This is a genomic window from Nonomuraea sp. B5E05 (assembly GCF_039880665.1).
GTDB lineage: Bacteria > Actinomycetota > Actinomycetes > Streptosporangiales > Streptosporangiaceae > Nonomuraea.
Window position 1 is genome coordinate 20,806 of sequence record NZ_JBDPMJ010000003.1, and the last position, 18,924, is coordinate 39,729.

At 69.4% G+C, this 18,924-nt stretch carries 18 protein-coding genes; 14 read left to right on the top strand and 4 right to left on the bottom strand.

Features of this window, described 5'->3' with window-relative positions:
* The first annotated feature begins 65 nt into the window (after positions 1-65).
* From ABGB01_RS06500 to ABGB01_RS06515, 4 genes are all read left to right on the top strand, one after another.
* The gene (locus ABGB01_RS06500) at positions 66-1,049 is read left to right on the top strand and encodes a TerC family protein (RefSeq protein WP_347771302.1); all 984 of its coding nucleotides are present in this window, start codon (positions 66-68) and stop codon (positions 1,047-1,049) included.
* Between the two features lie 102 nt (positions 1,050-1,151).
* The gene (locus ABGB01_RS06505; RefSeq protein ID WP_347771304.1) at positions 1,152-1,805 is read left to right on the top strand and encodes a phosphatidylserine decarboxylase; all 654 of its coding nucleotides are present in this window, start codon (positions 1,152-1,154) and stop codon (positions 1,803-1,805) included.
* On the top strand, positions 1,792-2,616 hold the full coding sequence (pssA, locus tag ABGB01_RS06510; RefSeq protein WP_347622288.1) for a CDP-diacylglycerol--serine O-phosphatidyltransferase: 825 nt from the start codon (positions 1,792-1,794) through the stop codon (positions 2,614-2,616). Before ABGB01_RS06505 ends, pssA begins: the two co-directional genes overlap by 14 nt.
* 36 nt (positions 2,617-2,652) lie before the next feature.
* Positions 2,653-2,928 (top strand): hypothetical protein, encoded by a 276-nt coding sequence (locus ABGB01_RS06515; RefSeq protein WP_347771306.1) that lies wholly within the window; start codon positions 2,653-2,655, stop codon positions 2,926-2,928.
* Between the two features lie 19 nt (positions 2,929-2,947).
* On the opposite strand, the gene ABGB01_RS06520 is transcribed toward ABGB01_RS06515, so the two are convergent.
* Together ABGB01_RS06520 and ABGB01_RS06525 are read right to left on the bottom strand one after the other, a co-directional pair.
* Positions 2,948-3,604, bottom strand: a complete 657-nt coding sequence (locus ABGB01_RS06520) for an MBL fold metallo-hydrolase (RefSeq protein ID WP_347771308.1) — start codon at positions 3,602-3,604, stop codon at positions 2,948-2,950.
* The gene (locus ABGB01_RS06525; RefSeq protein WP_347771310.1) at positions 3,601-4,395 is read right to left on the bottom strand and encodes a maleylpyruvate isomerase family mycothiol-dependent enzyme; all 795 of its coding nucleotides are present in this window, start codon (positions 4,393-4,395) and stop codon (positions 3,601-3,603) included. Before ABGB01_RS06525 ends, ABGB01_RS06520 begins: the two co-directional genes overlap by 4 nt.
* A 229-nt stretch (positions 4,396-4,624) precedes the next feature.
* Here ABGB01_RS06525 and uvrA point away from each other — a divergent pair, with 229 nt between their 5' ends.
* Positions 4,625-7,465: an excinuclease ABC subunit UvrA gene (uvrA, locus tag ABGB01_RS06530; RefSeq protein ID WP_347771312.1), complete on the top strand. Its 2,841-nt coding sequence runs from the start codon at positions 4,625-4,627 to the stop codon at positions 7,463-7,465.
* Between the two features lie 235 nt (positions 7,466-7,700).
* On the opposite strand, the gene ABGB01_RS06535 is transcribed toward uvrA, so the two are convergent.
* The gene (locus ABGB01_RS06535; RefSeq protein WP_347771314.1) at positions 7,701-8,462 is read right to left on the bottom strand and encodes a DUF2306 domain-containing protein; all 762 of its coding nucleotides are present in this window, start codon (positions 8,460-8,462) and stop codon (positions 7,701-7,703) included.
* Positions 8,463-8,626: 164 nt separating this feature from the next.
* On the opposite strand from ABGB01_RS06535, the gene ABGB01_RS06540 reads away from it, so the two are divergent.
* The 7 genes from ABGB01_RS06540 (at position 8,627) to whiA (ending at position 15,526) form a co-directional block, all read left to right on the top strand.
* Positions 8,627-9,100: a Rieske (2Fe-2S) protein gene (locus tag ABGB01_RS06540; protein ID WP_347771316.1), complete on the top strand. Its 474-nt coding sequence runs from the start codon at positions 8,627-8,629 to the stop codon at positions 9,098-9,100.
* A 126-nt stretch (positions 9,101-9,226) separates the two neighbouring features.
* Positions 9,227-9,700, top strand: coding sequence for a Rieske (2Fe-2S) protein (locus ABGB01_RS06545; protein ID WP_347771318.1), 474 nt, complete (start codon positions 9,227-9,229; stop codon positions 9,698-9,700).
* A gap of 46 nt (positions 9,701-9,746) precedes the next feature.
* Entirely contained in the window at positions 9,747-10,208 is a 462-nt protein-coding gene (locus tag ABGB01_RS06550; RefSeq protein WP_347771320.1) for a Rieske (2Fe-2S) protein, read from the top strand.
* A 111-nt stretch (positions 10,209-10,319) separates the two neighbouring features.
* A complete protein-coding gene (gene uvrC, locus ABGB01_RS06555) occupies positions 10,320-12,224 on the top strand; it encodes an excinuclease ABC subunit UvrC (RefSeq protein WP_347772089.1) in 1,905 nt (634 codons plus the stop codon).
* Positions 12,225-12,351: 127 nt separating this feature from the next.
* On the top strand, positions 12,352-13,218 hold the full coding sequence (gene rapZ / locus ABGB01_RS06560) for an RNase adapter RapZ (RefSeq protein WP_347622279.1): 867 nt from the start codon (positions 12,352-12,354) through the stop codon (positions 13,216-13,218).
* Between the two features lie 338 nt (positions 13,219-13,556).
* Complete coding sequence (yvcK, locus tag ABGB01_RS06565) at positions 13,557-14,474, top strand: uridine diphosphate-N-acetylglucosamine-binding protein YvcK (protein WP_347772091.1); 918 nt, start codon at positions 13,557-13,559, stop codon at positions 14,472-14,474.
* Between the two features lie 71 nt (positions 14,475-14,545).
* Positions 14,546-15,526, top strand: coding sequence for a DNA-binding protein WhiA (gene whiA, locus ABGB01_RS06570; RefSeq protein ID WP_026214667.1), 981 nt, complete (start codon positions 14,546-14,548; stop codon positions 15,524-15,526).
* 250 nt (positions 15,527-15,776) lie between these two features.
* On the opposite strand, the gene ABGB01_RS06575 is transcribed toward whiA, so the two are convergent.
* Positions 15,777-16,421, bottom strand: a complete 645-nt coding sequence (locus ABGB01_RS06575; RefSeq protein WP_347771323.1) for a hypothetical protein — start codon at positions 16,419-16,421, stop codon at positions 15,777-15,779.
* A gap of 186 nt (positions 16,422-16,607) precedes the next feature.
* Here ABGB01_RS06575 and gap point away from each other — a divergent pair, with 186 nt between their 5' ends.
* The gene (gap, locus tag ABGB01_RS06580) at positions 16,608-17,612 is read left to right on the top strand and encodes a type I glyceraldehyde-3-phosphate dehydrogenase (protein WP_347622277.1); all 1,005 of its coding nucleotides are present in this window, start codon (positions 16,608-16,610) and stop codon (positions 17,610-17,612) included.
* A gap of 112 nt (positions 17,613-17,724) precedes the next feature.
* On the top strand, positions 17,725-18,924 hold the full coding sequence (locus ABGB01_RS06585; protein ID WP_347772093.1) for a phosphoglycerate kinase: 1,200 nt from the start codon (positions 17,725-17,727) through the stop codon (positions 18,922-18,924).

The window sequence follows — 18,924 nt, forward strand, 5'->3', positions numbered from 1 at the left end:
GGTCCGCAGGTTGATGCGGGCGGGAGAGACCTCCGGCAATGATTCGTGTATGCCGGAGGCTTTGAGTGAGCGTACCCGCGTGGGCCTGGATCGCCGTGATCGGCGGTCTTCTTGTTGTGCTGGCCGTTGATCTGTGGATCGTCGACCGCGGCGAAGCCCGTGAGTTCTCCATGCGGCAGGCCGGCTACTGGGTGACGTTCTACGTCGCTCTGGCCGCGGCGTTCGGTGTCCTGTTGTGGACCACGTACGGCGGCGACAAGGCGGGTGAGTTCTTCGCCGGCTACATCACCGAATACAGCCTCAGCGTCGACAATCTTTTCGTCTTTTTCATCATCATGGGCAGGTTCGCCGTGCCGCGGGCCTACCAGCACAAGGTTCTGCTCGTCGGCATCGTCCTCGCGCTCGTCATGCGCGGCATCTTCATCGCGCTCGGCGCCGCCGCGCTCCAGCGGTTCAGCTGGCTCTTCTACGTGTTCGGCGCCTTCCTCATCTACACCGCGCTCAACATCGTCCGTGACCACCTCAGGGGCAAAGAGGAAGAGGTCAAGGAGAACATCCTGCTCCGGTGGGTTCGCGGGGCGTTCCCCACGACCGAGGGGTATGTCGGGTCGAAGGTCACCGTCAAGATCGACGGCAGGCGCATGGTGACGCCGATGCTCATCGTGATGGTCGCGATCGGGAGCACCGACCTGTTGTTCGCGCTCGACTCGATCCCCGCCATCTTCGGGCTCACCAAGGATCCGTTCATCGTCTTCACGGCCAACGCGTTCGCCCTGATGGGGCTGCGTCAGCTGTACTTCCTCCTCGGTGGGCTTCTGCAGCGGCTCGTCTACATCAGCTATGGTTTGGCGTTCATCCTCGGGTTCATCGGGGTTAAGCTGGTTATGGAGGCCTTGCACGCCAGCCATGTCTCCTGGGCGCCCGAAATTCCTATCTGGGTGTCGCTCTCGGTCATCGGTGCAACCATGGTCATCACCACCGTGGCGAGCCTGGTCAAGGCCCGTATGGACACGCGCAAGGGCGAGGCGGCTCATTCAGAGCAGGTCTAGCTGTTGGGCTTCGTGGCGCTTTGCTTGTGTAGTTGCGCTGTGTCATAGTTGCTAGCTTTGTAACGTCACAGCAAAGCGCCCAGTCCAGTCCACCACCAAAGGTTGTACGTGTCCGATTCTGCCAAGTCGAGCCGCGCAAAATCTGTCAGGCTCGCACGCGGGGTCTCCCCGTGGCTCTTCCCCACAGCGGCCGCGGCGGCCGCCGCCGCGTTGTTGACGCGCAGAGACCGGCGATGGGCGCTCGCGGCGGTGCCGCTGGGCGCGCTCACCGGGGGCATGCTCTGGTTCTTCCGCGACCCTGAGCGCACGCCAGGTCAGGGACGCATCCTGTCGCCCGCCGACGGCGTGGTGCAGAGCATCGACCCGTGGCCGGACGGCCGCACCCGGATCGCGGTCTTCATGAGCCCGCTGAACGTTCACGTCAATCGAGCCCCCCTTGCGGGAAATGTCACATCCGTGCAGCATGTGCCAGGTGGGTTCTTGCCGGCGTTCAACAAGGACAGCGACCAGAACGAGCGCGTGGTGTGGCATTTCGAGACCGCGCTGGGCGACATCGAGATGGTGCAGATCGCGGGCGCGGTGGCGCGCAGGATCGTGCCGTACTTGAGCGCGGGCGCGAAGGTCACGCCGGGCGAGCGAATCGGGCTCATCCGGTTCGGTTCGCGGGTCGACATCTACCTTCCCGAAGGGATCACTCCTGCGGTGTCCGTGGGAGAGAAGACAGTTGCGGGGGTGACCAGAATTGACCGCGGCTGACGCCGGTAGCTGGCAGGCGGATGAGGAAGAGCCTCGTGGCCCCGTCGGCAAGGCGTTCCGCCTGTCCGCCGCCGACTCCCTCTCGCTGGGCAACGCGGTCTGCGGGTTCATGGCGGTGTGCGTCCTGGCCTACTCCGCGATCATGCAGCTCCAGATGGCCGGCGGCCCGTTCGTACCCAATCCGAGCTATTTCGCCACCGCCATCGTGCTGCTGCTCATCGGGGCGACGTGCGACCTGTTCGACGGCCTCGTCGCGCGGCGCTTCCGCGCGTCGGCGATGGGCGCCGAGCTCGACAACCTGGCCGACGTGATCAGCTTCGGGTTCGCGCCCGCGTTCATGGTCGTGATCTGGGGCGGGTTCACCGATCAGGTGCCGTTCACCGCGGTGCTGGTCGCGGCGGCGTCCGTGCTGGTCGCCGGGGTCGTGCGGTTGGCCAGGTTCGCCTGCGTCAAGACCAAGAGCGGCGACTTCATGGGCCTGCCGATCCCGATGGGCGCCATGACGGTGATCTCGATCGTGCTGCTGTTCCAGCCGAGCATCTATGCGTTGCTGGGCGTGCTCGGCGTGGCGTGGCTGATGGTCAGCCGGATCGAATATCCCAAGCCGAAGGGCCAGCTCGCGGCGGTCGTGCTCGGTTGGATCATGGTGAACGTGGCGTTCCTCACGTTCTGGGTCGCCTGGCCGGAAGGGGGCGACCTGCCGATCAAGATCGGTGCGAGCATGCAGATCGCGCTCGTGGCGGCGATCCCGCTCCGGATGCTCTTCTACAAGCGCGAACTCCGCAAAGAAGCCGAGCGCATCGGCAACTGATGGGATTTTCCGCCCTCCGTCGGATGTGATGGAACCATGCCGGCCAAGCCACGCGAGCACACGCGCACCTACTTCCTCGCCAAGCTGGCCGAGGAACTGGAGCAACGCGGGCTGACCGCCACCCTGCGGTCCTATCCGCCGGCGTTGCGGATCAGCGATCCCGACACGATCCTGCTGGCCGAGACAGTCGACTGCGTACCCCTCTCGGAGGGGTGGTTCTACCGGTGGTCGTGGGGCGAGCTCGTCGGCCTGGCCGACGACCCCGCCCTCGCGGCCGAGCGGATCGTGCACGTGCTCGCCGCCCGGCACTGACCCTGCCCGGCGGGCGCGACTACCAGCCGCGGGCTTTCCACTCGGGCAGCGCGGGGCGCTCGGTCCTGAGCGTGGTGTCCTTGCCGTGGCCCGGATAGACCCAGGTCTCGTCGGGGAGGCGGTCGAAGACGCGCTCCACCACGTCGTTGTAGAGCTGGGTGAAACGCTCGGGATCCTTCCACGTGTTGCCGACGCCGCCGGGGAACAGGGAATCTCCCGTGAAAAGGTGATGGCCCGCTTCGCCGCCGTCGTAGAGCAGCGCGATCGACCCCGGCGTGTGCCCCCGCAGGTGGATGACCTCAAGGCTGACCGCGCCGGCGGTGATCGTGTCGCCGTGCTCGACCGTGCGGTCGACCGGAACGGGCAACTCGGGTGCGTCGAGCGGATGGGCGATCGCCTGAGCCCCGGTCACCCGGATCACCTGCTCCAGCGCCTGCCAGTGGTCGGGGTGCTGGTGCGTGGTGACGACCGCGCGGATCGGCTGGTCGGCGATCAGCGCCAGCAGACGGTCGGAGTCGGCGGCCGCGTCGATGAGCAGGCCCTCGCCCGTCTCCGTGCAGCGCAGCAGATAGGCGTTGTTGTCGTAAGGGCCGACGGCGAGCTTGGAGATCGTGAGCGCGGGCAGCTCTCGCACGTCGGCGGGGCCACCGACCTGGACGTCACCTGTATAGGTCATGGGTAGTCCTCCGGGGGCGTCGCGGGCAGATCAGCGGGGGCCGTAGCCGTCAGCCACGGCGGAGGCGCCGGAAGCGCCGCCGGGTCTGGTGTCGACAACCGCCCCATGGGCACCAGCGTAACGCCCTCGCCGCCCGACCTGCCGGTGAGCCAGGCCAGCATGGCCGCGGGGGCTCCTTCGACGGCGGGGCCGGAGCCGAGCCGCGACCACCTGGCGACGGTCCCGCCCGACTGGCTCCTGAGGACGATTTCGCTCACCGTGCCGCCGTCGCGGGGCCAGCACGCCCGGCAGTCGTGGAGTTCGCGGGTGACGAACGGCTCCGGCCAGTCCGCCGGGCCGTACCCGGCGTCGAGGTCAACGTGGTGGAAGCCGATCTCGCGCAGGCGGCGTACGAGGAGGTACCAGGCGGGGTGCGGCGGCGGGCGCATGCCCTCCACCTGCGCGGACCAGCACTCGTCCGGCATGTCGCGGATCGCGGCGGCCACGCGGGCGGCGCCCTCCTCGAGGTCGGCCAGGTGACGGGCGACCGGGCGGGTGGCCGCGGCCTCGATCGCCGTGGCCCTGGCCTGGAGTGAGGCGTACTGCGGGGTTCGTACGCCGGTCCTGGCCCAGGCCAGGAGGTTGAGGTGGGAGCCGGCGTTCTGGGCGACGTGGGCGAGCACGTGGCCCCTGGTCCAGCCCGGCAGGAGGGAAGGGGCGGCCAGGTCGGCGTCACTGAGCGACGCGGCCGTGGCCAGCAGCCGGTTGGTCGCGGCGGAGAGTTCGGCTTGGAGCGCGGGTAGGACCACCATGTCAGGATTTTTCATCATTTCTAGGTGTCCCCACTGGATCGGGGATGAAAGCGGCAGGTCAGGAGGTTGAGCGGTGAAGGGCTCCTGCGAGGTGGGAGATGGCCGTAACCTGTGATGGACGCGTTTCGGGGGCCGGTCACTCGCACGTGAGTCCGCGCCGCCGAAATTGTCGGAGCCCCCGTCTACCATCCGCCGTGGACCTATCCGCCTTTCGACCTCCGGGATCGCCGTGGCAGACCGCCTGATCGTGCGTGGTGCACGAGAACACAACCTCAAAGACGTCTCGCTCGACCTGCCGCGAGACTCGCTGATCGTCTTCACCGGCCTGTCCGGTTCCGGGAAGTCGAGCCTGGCCTTCGACACGATCTTCGCCGAAGGCCAGCGGCGCTATGTCGAGTCGTTGTCGGCCTATGCCCGCCAGTTCCTCGGTCAGATGGACAAGCCCGACGTCGACTTCATCGAGGGCCTGTCTCCCGCGGTGTCGATCGACCAGAAGGCGACCAGTAAGAACCCCCGCTCGACGGTCGGCACGATCACCGAGGTCTACGACTACCTCAGGCTGCTGTGGGCGCGCATCGGCAAGCCCCACTGCCCGGTGTGCACCCGCCCGATCGCCAGGCAGACCCCGCAGCAGATCGTCGACCGCGTGATGGACCTCGATGAGGGCACCCGTTTTCAGGTGCTCGCCCCGGTCATCAGGGGCCGCAAGGGCGAATACGCCGAGTTGTTCCGCGAGTTGCAGACGAAGGGCTTCGCCCGGGCCAGGGTCGACGGCACCGTCGTCCGCCTGGAGGAGCCGCCCACCCTGAAGAAGTACGAGAAGCATGACATCGAGGTCATCGTCGACCGCCTGTCGGTCAAGGAGTCGGCCAGGCGCAGGCTGACCGACTCGGTCGAGACGGCGTTGCAGTTGTCCGGCGGCACCATCACGCTCGAGTTCGTCGATCTCCCCGAAGACGACCCCAACCGCGAGCGCTTCTACTCCGAGCACCTCTACTGCCCCTATGACGACCTGTCGTTCGAGGAGCTGGAGCCGCGCTCGTTCTCGTTCAACTCGCCGTTCGGCGCCTGCCCCGAGTGCACGGGCCTGGGCACCAAGATGGAGGTCGACCCCGACCTGGTGGTGCCCGACCCCGAGCGCACACTGCGCGACGGCGCGTTGCACCCGTGGTCAGGCGGCCACACCAGCGAATACTTCGGCAGGCTGGTCGAGGCGCTCGGCCACACGGTCGGATTCACCCTCGACACGTCGTGGGAGAAGCTGCCGAAGAAGGCGCAGAAGTCACTGCTGTACGGCCACGACGAGCAGGTGCACGTCCGCTACAGCAACCGTTACGGCAGGCAGCGCTCCTACTACACGACCTACGACGGCGTCATCCCATGGGTGCAGCGCAGGCACGCGGAGGCGGAGAGCGACACGGCCCGCGAGCGGTTCGAGGGCTACATGCGGGAGATCCCGTGCCCCACCTGCAAGGGGGCCAGGCTCAAGCCGGTCACCCTCGCCGTGACGGTGGCAGGGAAGTCGATCGCCGAGGTGGCGGCGATGTCGATCGGCGAGTGCGCGAAGTTCCTGGCCGCGCTCAAGTTGTCCGACCGCGACATGCAGATCGCCGAGCGGGTGGTCAAGGAGATCAACGCCCGCATGGGCTTCCTGCTCGACGTCGGCCTGGACTATCTCACCATGGACCGCGCGGCCGCGACCCTCGCGGGCGGCGAGGCCCAGCGCATCAGGCTGGCCACCCAGATCGGCTCCGGCCTGGTCGGTGTCCTTTACGTGCTCGACGAGCCGTCCATCGGCCTGCACCAGCGTGACAACATGCGCCTGCTCGACACGCTGGTCAGGCTGCGCGACATGGGCAACACGCTGATCGTCGTCGAGCACGACGAGGACACGATCGCGGCGGCCGACTGGGTCGTCGACATCGGGCCGGGCGCCGGCGAGCACGGCGGCCAGGTGGTCGTCTCCGGCACGGTCCAGGACCTGCTCACCAGTGAGGGGTCGCTCACCGGGCAATACCTGTCGGGGCGCAGAAGCATCCCGATTCCCGCCAACCGCCGAAAGCGCGACAAGAAGCGGCAGATCACCGTCAAGGGTGCGCGCGAGCACAACCTCCAGGGCGTCGACATCGAATTCCCGCTGGGCGTGTTCACGGCGGTGACCGGCGTGTCGGGCTCCGGCAAGTCGACGCTGGTCAACGACATCCTCTACAACGCGCTGGCCAAGGAGCTCAACGGCGCCCGCACGGTGCCGGGGCGGCACTCGCGGATCAACGGCATGGACCAGGTCGACAAGGTCGTTCACGTCGACCAGTCGCCCATCGGGCGCACGCCACGCTCCAACCCGGCCACCTACACCGGCGTGTTCGACCACGTGCGGAAACTGTTCGCGGCCACGTCCGAGGCCAAGGTGCGCGGCTACCAGCCGGGGCGCTTCAGCTTCAACGTCAAGGGCGGCCGCTGCGAGGCGTGCGCGGGCGACGGCACCATCAAGATCGAGATGAACTTCCTGCCCGACGTCTACGTCCCCTGCGAGGTCTGCCACGGCGCCCGCTACAACCGGGAGACGCTGGAGGTCCACTACAAGGGCAAGACGATCGCCGAGGTGCTCGACATGCCGATCGAGGAGGCCCTCGGCTTCTTCGACGCGATCCCCGCGATCAAGCGCCACCTGCAGACACTCAACGACGTGGGCCTGGGCTACGTGCGTCTCGGACAGCCGGCCACGACCCTGTCCGGCGGCGAGGCGCAGCGCGTCAAGCTCGCCTCCGAGCTGCAGCGACGGCAGACCGGCCGGACGATCTACGTGCTCGACGAGCCGACCACCGGCCTGCACTTCGAGGACATCCGGCGGCTGCTCGGCGTGCTCGGGCGGCTGGTCGACGGCGGTAACACGGTGATCGTCATCGAGCACAACCTCGACGTCATCAAGACCGCCGACTGGATCATCGACATGGGGCCCGAGGGCGGGTCGCGCGGCGGCACGCTCGTTGCCAGCGGCACGCCGGAGGAGGTCGCCCTCGTGGACGAGAGTCACACGGGGCGGTTCCTGCGCAAGATCCTGGCGCACTGACCTCCGTACGAGCGGCGCATCGCCGGGCGGCGACAGGGGCGCGGCCGGGCGGGGCGTGGTCCGCAGGGCGGCGACGGCCCGGGTTCGTGGTGGTCGCCCCACTGCGGTTCACGGGTCGGTGGCGGTTCACGGCGTGACGGTTGTCACGCCGTGGCTGACGAATCGGTGGTGGGCCGTCGTGCCCGATCGGGTGTGCGGTGCAGCGCCGGGTTTCGCTCGCAGGGCTCGGGGTGGTTCAGCTCTGCGGCGTACGGAGGTCCGCTGCCACCGGCGTCGTTGCCGCGTGCCTGCGGGCGAGGCGGCGGCGCTTGGCGGCGTCGCCGCGCTTCAGCCACCACTCGGCCAGCAGCAGCGGCAGCACCCAGCCCAGCCAGGCGCTCAGCGCCGCCACCGTGTTCATCATGGCGGCCTCGTCGCCGCCGAACGTCGTTTCGAGCTGCGGTATGAACAGGATGGCCAGCGCCACGCCATAGAGACGGTTCGTGATGATGGACATGGTCAGGGCGAAACTGCGCACCATCCACCTGCGGTGATCGACGAACCTGCGCTGCCTGGCCATCCGCCACCCGGCGAACGTGCAGCCCAGCCAGAGCAGCGCCAGCAGCACGTTGCTGGCCATGGTCACCGGGCCCCACGGGGTGGCCACCCCGACCACCAGGCCCATGACCCCGCTGGGAAGGCAGCCGCCGAAGACGTACACGCGGCCGATCCAGCGGTGCGCTCGCGGATGACGCGCGCGGAACCACGGCCAGATCTGCAGGCAGCACGTGATCATCGCCACTGAGCCGAACACGACGTGCGCCGAGAGGACCACGAAGTGCGGCGGGAAGAAGTCCGGTGCGGGAACGCGCGACTGGCTCGGGTCCAGGGACAGGTACGGCGGAAGCGAGAACGCCAGGAACGCCGTCGCCACCACCATCAGCGGCGCCACCCAGGGACGCCGCCACCATCGGGGCCTGGCGGGCGCGGCGGGCGACTGTGTCGAGGAAAGAGTCACGACCGCAGGTTCGGCGCCGCCGCTGACCGCGCGCCTACCACCCGCTGACCGGACCGAGGGGGCAGGCCCATAAAGTTGACATTGACAGCGGCCTGACCTGCAGGGGGTCAGTGGCGACGCGAAGGGTCGGCAGAACAATGACGGTTACGGAGCCGGGCGGAGCCATGCCCGGAAACGGGGACGCTCCGGCGGGCGGGCGCGGACACGAGCCGGCGGCGGGGCGGGGGTGCGCGCCGGGGGCCGGCGGGCCCGGGCGGCGTGCGGTGCTGGGAGCGGCCGGGGTGGCGGCGTGCGGGCTGGCGCTCGCCGGATGCGGGGCGGGCGGCCCCGAGGTCAAGCCCAGCCTCCAGGGCAAGGTTCTGGCCAAGACGGCCGACGTGCCCGTGGGCGGCGGCACGCTGGTCGAAGACCTGAAGATCGTGGTCACGCAGCCGACGCAGGGCGTCTACAAGGCGTTCAGCGCGCTCTGCACCCACAAGGGCTGCGTCGTCAGCACGCCCGAGGACAACGTCATCGCGTGCGCCTGCCACGGCAGCGAGTTCGCCGCCGACAGCGGGAGAGCCACCAAGGGCCCCGCCACCGGCGCGCTGGCCTCGTACCAGGTCAAGGTCGAGGGCGACGGCATCGTGGTCGCCTGACGTGGCGCGCGAAGCGGTGGGCTGAACAGGTAAATGTGCGTGGTCACCGGGATTGGGCTCAGGCACGCTGAACCGGCGCGGGAGCGCTGGCGTACCTGAAGTGGAACCGATCTGGGAGGACGCACCATGACGGAAACGACACGCCGGAATGTGGTGCTCGGCGCTGGAGGCGCCGGGCTCGCGGCGATTCTGACGGCCTGCGCGAGCTACGGTTCGCCGACGACGGACGCGGTCGCGGAACCACCGGCGGAGGAGCCGTCGTCTGAGGCGCCGGAGAAGAAGCCGGAGAAAAAGAAGGCGGCGGCCGGCGGAGGAAAGGCCCTGGCCGACACCAGCGACATCCCCGAGGGCGGCGGAAAGGTCTTCGAGAACGAGAAGGTCGTCGTCACGCAGCCGACAGCGGGCGATTTCAAGGCGTTCAGCGCGGTGTGCACCCACGCGGGTTGCACCGTCGCCACGGTCTCGAACAACACGATCAACTGCCCGTGCCACGGCAGCAAGTTCAGCATCGAGGACGGCTCGGTGGCGGACGGGCCGGCCGGCGGGCCGCTCGAGGAGAAGAAGATCAGCGTGGACGGCGATAAGATCAGACTCGCCTAAACCTCGTCTCATGATTTTCTCACCTAGGTGCGTTTGGGTGAGGCGCATGGGAAACGACCTTCAGAGCCGTCGGGCGGTGATCGCGGGTGTCGGGGCCGGTGGCCTCGCGCTGGCGGTCACCGCGTGTGGCGGCGGCACGGACACCGCACAGGACGCCGGCACTGCCGCAGAGTCGAGCGCACCTCAGCCGAGCGCACCTGAGTCCGGCGCGCCGCAGGTCGGCGGTGCGCTGGCCAAGACCGCTGACATCCCCGTCGGAGGCGGCACGATCTTCAAAGACCAGAAGATCGTGATCACCCAGCCCACCGAGGGCGACTTCAAGGCGTTCAGCGCGCTGTGCACGCACAAGGGCTGCCCGGTCGCCAGCGTCGAGGGCGGTTCGATCGTCTGCCCGTGCCACGGCAGCAAGTTCGCGATCGCCGACGGCGCGGTGACCGACGGCCCTGCCGACAAACCGCTGGCGGCGCAGGAGATCAAGGTCGACGGCGACCAGATCACCCTGGCGTAGCGGGCGCGGCCGGCCGGCCGGTTGCGCCGTGGCGCGGGCGGGGCGGGCCGGGCAACCTTGTCGGTAGGGGCTACTAGTCTTTGAACCGTGGCGAGATCAGCGGGCAGCCCCTTGAGTTTCCGGCCCAAACCAGGCGCGATCCCCGATTCCCCGGGGGTCTACCGGTTCAGGGACGCGCACGGCCGGGTGATCTACGTCGGCAAGGCCAAGAGCCTGCGCCAGCGGCTCAACTCCTACTTCGCCGACTTCTCCGCGCTCCACCCGCGCACCCAGTCGATGCTGACCACGGCGGCCGACGTCGACTGGACGGTGGTGGGCACCGAGGTCGAGGCGCTGCAGCTCGAATACTCCTGGATCAAGGAGTTCGACCCGCGCTTCAACGTGAAATACCGCGACGACAAGTCCTACCCCTATCTCGCGGTCACCATGGCCGACGACTTTCCGCGCGTGCAGGTCATGCGCGGGGCCAAGCGCAAGGGCACACGTTACTTCGGCCCTTACTCCCACGCGTGGGCCATTCGCGAGACGGTCGACCTGCTGCTGCGGGTCTTCCCTGTGCGCACGTGCAGCGCCGGCGTGTTCAAGCGGGCCGGGCAGATCGGCCGGCCGTGTCTGCTCGGCTACATCGACAAGTGCTCGGCGCCGTGCGTCGGCCGGGTCACCCCGGAGGAGCACCGCGAGCTCGCCGAAGACTTCTGCGACTTCATGGCGGGCAACACCAGCCGCTTCATCAAGCGGCTGGAGAAGGAGATGCGCGAGGCGGCCGCCGAGCAGGAATACGAGCGTGCGGCGCGGCTGCGCGATGACGTCCAGGCGCTCCAGCGCGCCCTCGAGAAGCAGGCGGTCGTGCTCGGCGAGGGCACCGACGCCGACGTGATCGCGCTCGCGGAGGACCCGCTCGAAGCCGCCGTGCAGGTCTTCTACGTGCGCGGCGGCCGCATCCGCGGCCAGCGCGGCTGGGTGATCGACAAGGTCGAGGAGATCACTGCGGGCGAGCTGGTCGAGCAGTTCCTGCTGCAGATGTACGCCGAGGCGAGCCCCGACGCGATGCCCCGCGAAGTGCTCGTGCCCGCGCTGCCACCCGACCACGAGGCGGTCGCCGAGTTGCTGACCGAGCAGCGGCGCGCCCGCGTCGAGGTGCGCGTGCCCCAGCGCGGCGACAAGAGGTCGCTGATGGAGACGGTCGAGCGCAACGCCAAGGAGTCGCTCGCCCAGCACAAGGTCCGCCGGGCCGGCGATCTGACCACGCGCAGCAAGGCCCTGCAGGAGATCGCCGACGCGCTCGACCTCGACCAGGCACCGCTGCGGATCGAGTGCTACGACGTCTCCCACCTTCAGGGGGAGAACGTCGTGGCGTCGATGGTGGTGTTCGAGGACGGCCTGGCGCGCAAGAGCGAATATCGCCGCTTCGCCGTCAAGACCAAGGAGGGCGACGTCGCCTCGATCCACGAGGTGATCATGCGACGCTTCCGCCGCTACCTCGAAGAACGCTCCGCCACCGGTGAGCTGGCCCCCGACACCGAGGACGGCCACGGCCCGATCGATCCCGAGACGGGCAAGCCCCGCAAGTTCGCCTATCCACCCAACCTGGTGGTGGTCGACGGCGCGGGGCCCCAGGCGGCCGCCGCGCAGCGGGCGCTCGACGAGCTCGGCATCGACGACGTGGCCGTGTGCGGCCTGGCCAAGCGGCTGGAGGAGGTCTGGCTGCCCGGCGACGACCAGCCCGTGATCATGCCTCGTTCAAGCGAGGGCCTTTATCTGTTGCAGCGCGTGCGTGACGAGGCACATCGGTTCGCCATCACCTACCATCGTTCCAAGAGGTCCAAGACGGTGAAGGAGAGCGCGCTCGACGGCGTTCCAGGTCTCGGGCCGGCGCGCAGGCAAGCGCTTCTCAAGCACTTCGGCTCCGTGAAGAAGCTCCGCGCGGCCACGGCCGCCGAGATCTGCGAGGTTCCCGGCATCGGCCCGTCCATCGCCGAGGTGATCGTGTCGACGCTGAAGGGAGATTCGCCTTGATCTCGCCAGGATGTCAGGACGTCCACGTCGCCGGCCGCCCGTTTGCCCGCCTCCGCTATGGTGATGAGGCCGGGAGGGCCGCTGACATGGACATTCGTGAGGCCGAGCCGGCGGACGGAGTGAGACAATGAGCACCGAGCCGGCGTTCGTCATCGTCACCGGCATGTCGGGCGCGGGGCGCAGCACGGCGGCCAAAGCGCTTGAAGACCTGGGCTGGTTCGTCATCGACAACCTGCCACCCGGGCTGTTGTTCGCGATGGCCGAGGAGGCGGGCAAGGTCAAGCTGGCCGCCGACAAGGTGGCGGCCGTCGTCGACGTGCGCAGCCTGGCCTTCACCACCGACCTCAACGCCGCCATCGAGGAGCTCGAAGGACGCGGCGTACGCGTGCGGGTGGTGTTCCTGGAAGCCAGCGACGAAGAGCTGGTGCGCCGGTTCGAAAACGTCCGCAGGCCGCATCCGCTGCAGGGCGAGGGGCGCCTGGTCGACGGCATCGCCAGGGAGCGGGGCATCCTGCGTGAGGTCAGGGCCAACGCCGACCTCGTGATCGACACGTCGTCGCACAATGTGCACGAGCTGCGTCACAAGATCGTCTCCTTCTTCGGCGGGGAGGATCGGCCGGGACTGCGGGTCAACGTCGTGTCGTTCGGGTTCAAGTACGGGCTCCCGGTCGACGCCGACCTCGTGGTCGACTGCCGCTTCCTGCCCAACCCGCACTGGGTGCCCGACCTGCGGCCGATGAACGGGCTCGACACCCCGGTCCGCGACTACGTGCTCGGGCAGCCAGGGGCCAAGGAGTTCCTCGACGCCTACGAGGAGGTCCTGCAGGTGGTCGCCGCCGGCTACGCGCGCGAGGGCAAGAGCTACGCCACGCTCGCGGTGGGTTGCACGGGCGGCAAGCACCGCAGCGTCGCCATGGCCGAGCAGGTCGCCGCCCGCCTGCGCGACCGCGGGATGGAGGTCCAGGTGAGCCATCGGGATGTGGGGCGGGAGTGACCGATGAGGGCGTCCAAGCCGCCTCGCCGCATCCGGTAGCCGGCGGGGCGCGAGCTCCGCGCAGCGGTGCGGGGGAAGTCGCCGAAGGCCCGGCGGAGAGTGGCCCGGGTGAAGGTGCCGGGGATTCGTCGGGGAATGGCTCGGGCGGAGTCGTTACGGGTTCGTCGGCGAGTGGCCCGGGTAATGGCGCGCGAGCGCTGGGCGACGTCGCGGATGAGGGTGTGCGGTCCCTCAATGCGGACGCTGTCGATGGTGAGGAGCCCTCGGGCGGTGACGCCAGGTCGCTGACTGCCGGCCCGGATGGGCGCGGGGCCCGGGTCGGCGGGATCGGGCCGAAGGTGGTGGCGCTCGGAGGCGGGCACGGGCTCTACGCCTCCCTGTCGGCCTTACGGATGGTCACCGACCAGTTGACCGCCGTGGTGACCGTCGCCGACGACGGCGGATCGAGCGGCCGGTTGCGACGCGAGCTCGGCGTGCTGCCGCCCGGCGACCTGCGGATGGCGCTGGCCGCTCTGTGCGGCGACGACGAGTGGGGCAGCACGTGGAGCGAGGTCGTGCAGCACCGCTTCCGCAGTGAGGGCGAACTGCACGGGCACGCCGTGGGCAACCTGCTGATCGTCGCGCTGTGGGAACTGCTCGGCGACTCCGTGGCCGGGCTCGACTGGGTCGGACGGCTGCTCGGCGCGCACGGCCGGGTGTTGCCGATGGCGTCGGTGCCACTCGACATCGTTGCCGAGGTGGAGCTGGACGGCGTCATCTCGACCGTACGCGGGCAGGTGGCGTGCGCGCTGACGCCCGGCAGGGTGCAGGCGATCTCGCTGGTGCCCGACAACCCGCCGGCGCGGCCCGAGGCCGTCGCGGCCGTGCTCGACGCCGACTGGGTGGTGTTCGGGCCGGGGTCGTGGTTCACCAGCGTGTTGCCGCACCTCAAGGTGCCCGAGCTGGCCAGGGCCCTGCACGCGACCAGCGCCAGGCGGCTCGTCACGCTCAACCTGGCGCCCCAGCCGGGCGAGACCGACGACTTCTCCCCCCAGCAACATCTGGAGGTGCTCAGACAGCACGCTCCCGACTTGTCGATTGACGTCGTGCTCGCCGACACCGGGATCGTCGACGATCTGGGCGCGCTGGAGAAAGCCGCCGCCGGCCTCGACGCCCGGCTGGTGATGGCCGGCGTGGCGGCCGCTGACGGCTCTCCCCGGCATGACCCACGACGTCTTGCCTCCGTCCTGGACGAGATTTTCCTCCAGAAGCGTTGATCCTGGTCGGCGTGGCGCCAAGGTGCGAGAGACTGACGGGAGCCGGTCTGAATGGGGGAGGACTAACGCTTATGGCGATGACAGGTGTGGTGAAAGACGAGCTGAGCCGCCTGCCGGTGCTGAAGCCGTGCTGCCGCAAGGCGGAGGTTTCGACGCTGCTGCGGTTCGCCAGCGGCCTGCACCTGGTGGGCGGGCGGATCGTGATCGAGGCCGAGCTCGACACCAACGCCACGGCGCGGCGGCTGATCAAGGACATCGGTGAGGTGTTCGGGCACAAGGCGGAAGTCCTCGTGCTCGCGCCCGCCGGGCTGCGCAAGGGCTCGCGCTACGTGGTCCGCGTCTACCGCGACGGCGAGGCGCTCGCCCGGCAGACGGGCCTCATCGACAACCACGGCAGGCCGGTTCGCGGGCTGCCCCGCCAGGTGGTCGCGGGGGCGGCCTGCGACGCCGAGGCCGCCTGGCGCGGGGCCTTCCTCGCCCACGGCTCGCTGACCGAGCCGGGCCGCTCGATGTCGCTCGAGGTCACCTGCCCGGGGCCGGAGGCCGCCCTCGCGCTGGTGGGCTCGGCACGGCGGCTGAAGATCCACGCCAAGGCCCGCGAGGTGCGCGGCGTCGACCGCGTCGTGGTGCGCGACGGCGACGCGATCAGCGCGCTGCTCACCCGGCTCGGGGCGCACGACAGCGTGCTCGCCTGGGAGGAGCGGCGCATGCGCCGCGAGGTGCGGGCCACCGCCAACCGGCTGGCCAACTTCGACGACGCCAACCTGCGGCGTTCGGCACGGGCCGCGGTGGCGGCCGGAGCGCGGGTGCAGCGGGCGCTCGAGATCCTCGGCGACGAGGCGCCCGAACACCTGGTCGTGGCCGGACGGTTGCGGGTGGAGCACAAGCAGGCGTCCCTGGAGGAGCTGGGGCAGATCGCCGACCCGCCGCTGACGAAGGACGCGATCGCCGGCCGCATCAGGCGGCTGCTCGCCATGGCCGACAAGCGCGCCTCCGACCTGGGCATCCCCAACACCGAGGCCAATCTCACCGTCGACATGCTCGCCCCCTGATCGTCGTTACGGTGTCTCCCCCCCCGCACCGACCTTTTTCCCATCTTTTACGGCACAGCACAGTGCACCGCACGCGCCGACGTGCGTTGCCGTCCGTCCTGGCCGGTCGTGAAGGCTCACGGAGTGCTCGCCGTGACGAGCGCGCTGTCGGCCGGGTTCCGTGGTTCGGAGCGTCGGCGGGGTTCGCCCGGCAGATGCGCCTGGCGGGATCGGCGCGTTCGGTGCGGGCACTGGTGAGGGGCGGTGATGGTCAGTCGCGGGCCGGTTTACGGGGGGTGAACAGGTCCGTGGTGGGCTTGGGCGCCGGGGCCTGGGCGGGCTCGAACGGCGCCCGGTACTCCGGCTCGCGCGGCTCCTCGGCCTCCTCCACCTGGGCTTCCTGGACCCGCTGGGAGCGGCGTACGCGGGTGACCCGGAGGGCGACCAGGACGAGGGCGGCCAGAGCGGCGACGGCGATGTAGAGCCAGGCGGGCCAGGTCTCCGTCAGCGGGTCACGATAGAGGGCCAGCGCCTCGGGCAGGCCTTCGGTGAGGGAGGGCAGGGTGATGTCGGACAGACCGGCCGGGGTCTGCTTGCCGGGTGCGCGCTGGGCGGAGCCGATCATGATGGCCAGTCCCGTGATCTGTCCCGTGGCCACGGCGCCGCCCGCGTACAGCGTGGCGATGGGCACCAGGACGAAGGTGCGCGGGCGCACCGAGCCCATGGCGAAGGAGACCACCAGAGCGATGACGAGAGACAGGGCCAAGGGGAGAGGAAGCCCGTTGCCGAACGTCGTGATGTCGCCGGGCAGGCTCTCCTGCAAGAGCACGGCCGCCCCCAGCCCCGCCGCGCAGAGCAGCCCCGCCAGCAGGCCGACGATCAGTCCGGATAGCAGGCCGGACCGCTTGTGTGACATCTCAGCCCCCAGAGAATCACGAATTTACTCCGACGAGTCGGGCACTTTACTCGAACCTCGCAAAACGCGCCCACAGAACGACGATTCACAGCGGGGCACCTGAAGTGGTCTAAACCAATTTGAGTCCGATAAGGTGCGTGGTTGAGGTACCAGCCCGCCATCATTTGTTCGAGGAGATCGGTTCCCGTGAGCATCCGAGTAGGCGTCAACGGCTTCGGCCGCATCGGTCGCAACTTCTGGCGCGCTGTCGCCGCCAGCGGCAAGGACATCGAGATCGTCGCGGTCAACGACCTGACCGACAACGCGACGCTCGCTCACCTGCTGAAGTACGACAGCATCCTCGGCCGGCTGCCCTACGAGGTGAAGGCCACCAGCGACGAGATCACCGTCGACGGCAAGGCGATCAAGGTCTTCGAGGAGCGTGACCCGGCCAAGCTGCCCTGGGGCGACCTCGGCGTCGACGTGGTGCTCGAGTCCACGGGCCTGTTCACCGACGCCACGAAGGCCAAGGTGCACGCCGACAACGGCGCGAAGAAGGTCATCATCTCCGCGCCCGCGAAGAACGAGGACGTCACGATCGTCCTGGGCGTCAACGACGGCGCCTACGACCCGGCCAAGCACACCATCATCTCCAACGCCTCCTGCACCACCAACTGCCTGGCGCCGATGGCCAAGGTCCTGCACGACACCTTCACCATCGAGAAGGGTCTGATGACCACCATCCACGCCTACACGCAGGACCAGAACCTGCAGGACGGCCCGCACAAGGACCTGCGCCGCGCCCGCGCCGCCGCGCTCAACGTGGTGCCCACCTCGACCGGCGCCGCCAAGGCCATCGGCCTGGTCCTGCCCGAGCTCAAGGGCAAGCTCGACGGCTTCGCCATGCGCGTGCCGATCCCCACCGGCTCGGCCACCGACCTCACCGTCGACGTCAGCCGCGAGGTCAGCGTCGACGAGGTCAACGCCGCCGTCAAGGCCGCCGCCGAGGGCCCCCTCAAGGGCATCATCAGCTACACCGAGGACGCGATCGTCTCCTCCGACATCGTCACCGACCCGGCCTCCTGCATCTTCGACGCCGGCCTCACCAAGGTCATCGGCAACCAGGTCAAGGTCGTCGGCTGGTACGACAACGAGTGGGGCTACTCCAACCGCCTCGCCGACCTGATCGAGCTGGTCGGCCGCGGCCTGTGATCCTGCGAGGGAGTGCCGCCGCCTGGAGGAGCGGCGGCAGTGAAGCGATCACGGCGGTGGAAGGCGGCGGCATATGGCGACCGGGCCTGTCTCACGGAGTGAGGCCATGAGCATGCGCACGCTCGACGATCTCGACGTGAAGGGCCGGCGCGTGCTCGTGCGCGCCGACCTCAACGTCCCCCTCGACGGGGAGAAGATCACCGACGACGGCCGCATCAGGGCGTCCGTGCCGACGATCAGCGCCCTGACCGGCGCGGGCGCCAAGGTCGTGGTCTGCGCCCACCTGGGCCGGCCCAAGGGCCAGGTCACGCCGAAATACTCGCTCCGGCCGGTGGCCGGGCGGCTCGGCGAGCTGCTCGGCCAGGACGTGGCCTTCGCCTCCGACGTGGTCGGCGACAGCGCCCGCGGTTGTGTCGAGTCGCTCGAGGACGGCCAGGTCGTCCTGCTGGAGAACCTGCGCTTCGAGCCCGGCGAGGAGTCGAAGGACGACGCCACGCGGCGCGCCTTCGCAGAGCGGCTGGCCGGGCTGGCCGAGCTCTACGTCGGCGACGGCTTCGGCGCGGTGCACCGCAAGCACGCCAGTGTCTACGACGTCCCCCAGTTGCTGCCGCACGCGGCGGGCGGGCTGGTCGTGGCCGAGGTCGAGGTGCTCAAGAAGCTGACGCAGGAGCCCGAGCGGCCCTACGCGGTCGTGCTGGGCGGCGCCAAGGTCTCCGACAAGCTGGGCGTCATCGCCAACCTGCTGACCAAGGTCGACCGGCTGCTCGTCGGCGGCGGCATGGCCTACACCTTCCTCAAGGCGCAGGGCCACGAGGTCGGCAGGTCACTGCTCCAGGAAGACCAGCTCGACCAGGTCCGCGGCTTCCTCGACGAGGCCGCCGAGCGGGGCGTCGAGCTCGTCCTGCCGGTCGACGTCCTGGCCGCCGTCACCTTCGCCGCCGACGCGGAGCACGAGGTGGTCGACGCCACGGCGATCCCGGCCGACCGGGAGGGTCTCGACATCGGGCCCAGAACGCGCGAACTGTTCGCGAGCAAGCTGGCCGACGCCAGGACCGTGTTCTGGAACGGCCCGATGGGCGTGTTCGAGTTCGACGCGTTCGCGGGTGGCACGAGGGCGGTGGCCGAGGCGCTGATCGCCCGGACCGGCGGCGAGGGCGCCTTCACCGTGGTGGGTGGCGGTGACTCGGCGGCGGCCGTGCGCAGGCTGGGGCTGCCGGAAGACGGGTTCTCGCACATCTCCACAGGTGGCGGGGCCAGTCTCGAATATCTCGAGGGCAAGACCCTTCCCGGACTCGCGGCTCTGGAGGCGTGA

What these genes read in the sequence shown, in the direction of transcription:
- ABGB01_RS06540 (WP_347771316.1), top strand. Translation starts at nt 8,627, where the DNA reads ATGCCCGGAAACGGGGACGCTCCGGCGGGCGGGCGCGGACACGAGCCG.
- ABGB01_RS06545 (WP_347771318.1), top strand. Translation starts at nt 9,227, where the DNA reads ATGACGGAAACGACACGCCGGAATGTGGTGCTCGGCGCTGGAGGCGCC.
- ABGB01_RS06585 (WP_347772093.1), top strand. Translation starts at nt 17,725, where the DNA reads ATGCGCACGCTCGACGATCTCGACGTGAAGGGCCGGCGCGTGCTCGTG.
- ABGB01_RS06515 (WP_347771306.1), top strand. Translation starts at nt 2,653, where the DNA reads ATGCCGGCCAAGCCACGCGAGCACACGCGCACCTACTTCCTCGCCAAG.
- whiA (WP_026214667.1), top strand. Translation starts at nt 14,546, where the DNA reads ATGGCGATGACAGGTGTGGTGAAAGACGAGCTGAGCCGCCTGCCGGTG.
- ABGB01_RS06520 (WP_347771308.1), bottom strand. Translation starts at nt 3,604, where the DNA reads ATGACCTATACAGGTGACGTCCAGGTCGGTGGCCCCGCCGACGTGCGA.
- rapZ (WP_347622279.1), top strand. Translation starts at nt 12,352, where the DNA reads ATGAGCACCGAGCCGGCGTTCGTCATCGTCACCGGCATGTCGGGCGCG.
- ABGB01_RS06575 (WP_347771323.1), bottom strand. Translation starts at nt 16,421, where the DNA reads ATGTCACACAAGCGGTCCGGCCTGCTATCCGGACTGATCGTCGGCCTG.
- ABGB01_RS06525 (WP_347771310.1), bottom strand. Translation starts at nt 4,395, where the DNA reads ATGGTGGTCCTACCCGCGCTCCAAGCCGAACTCTCCGCCGCGACCAAC.
- ABGB01_RS06550 (WP_347771320.1), top strand. Translation starts at nt 9,747, where the DNA reads ATGGGAAACGACCTTCAGAGCCGTCGGGCGGTGATCGCGGGTGTCGGG.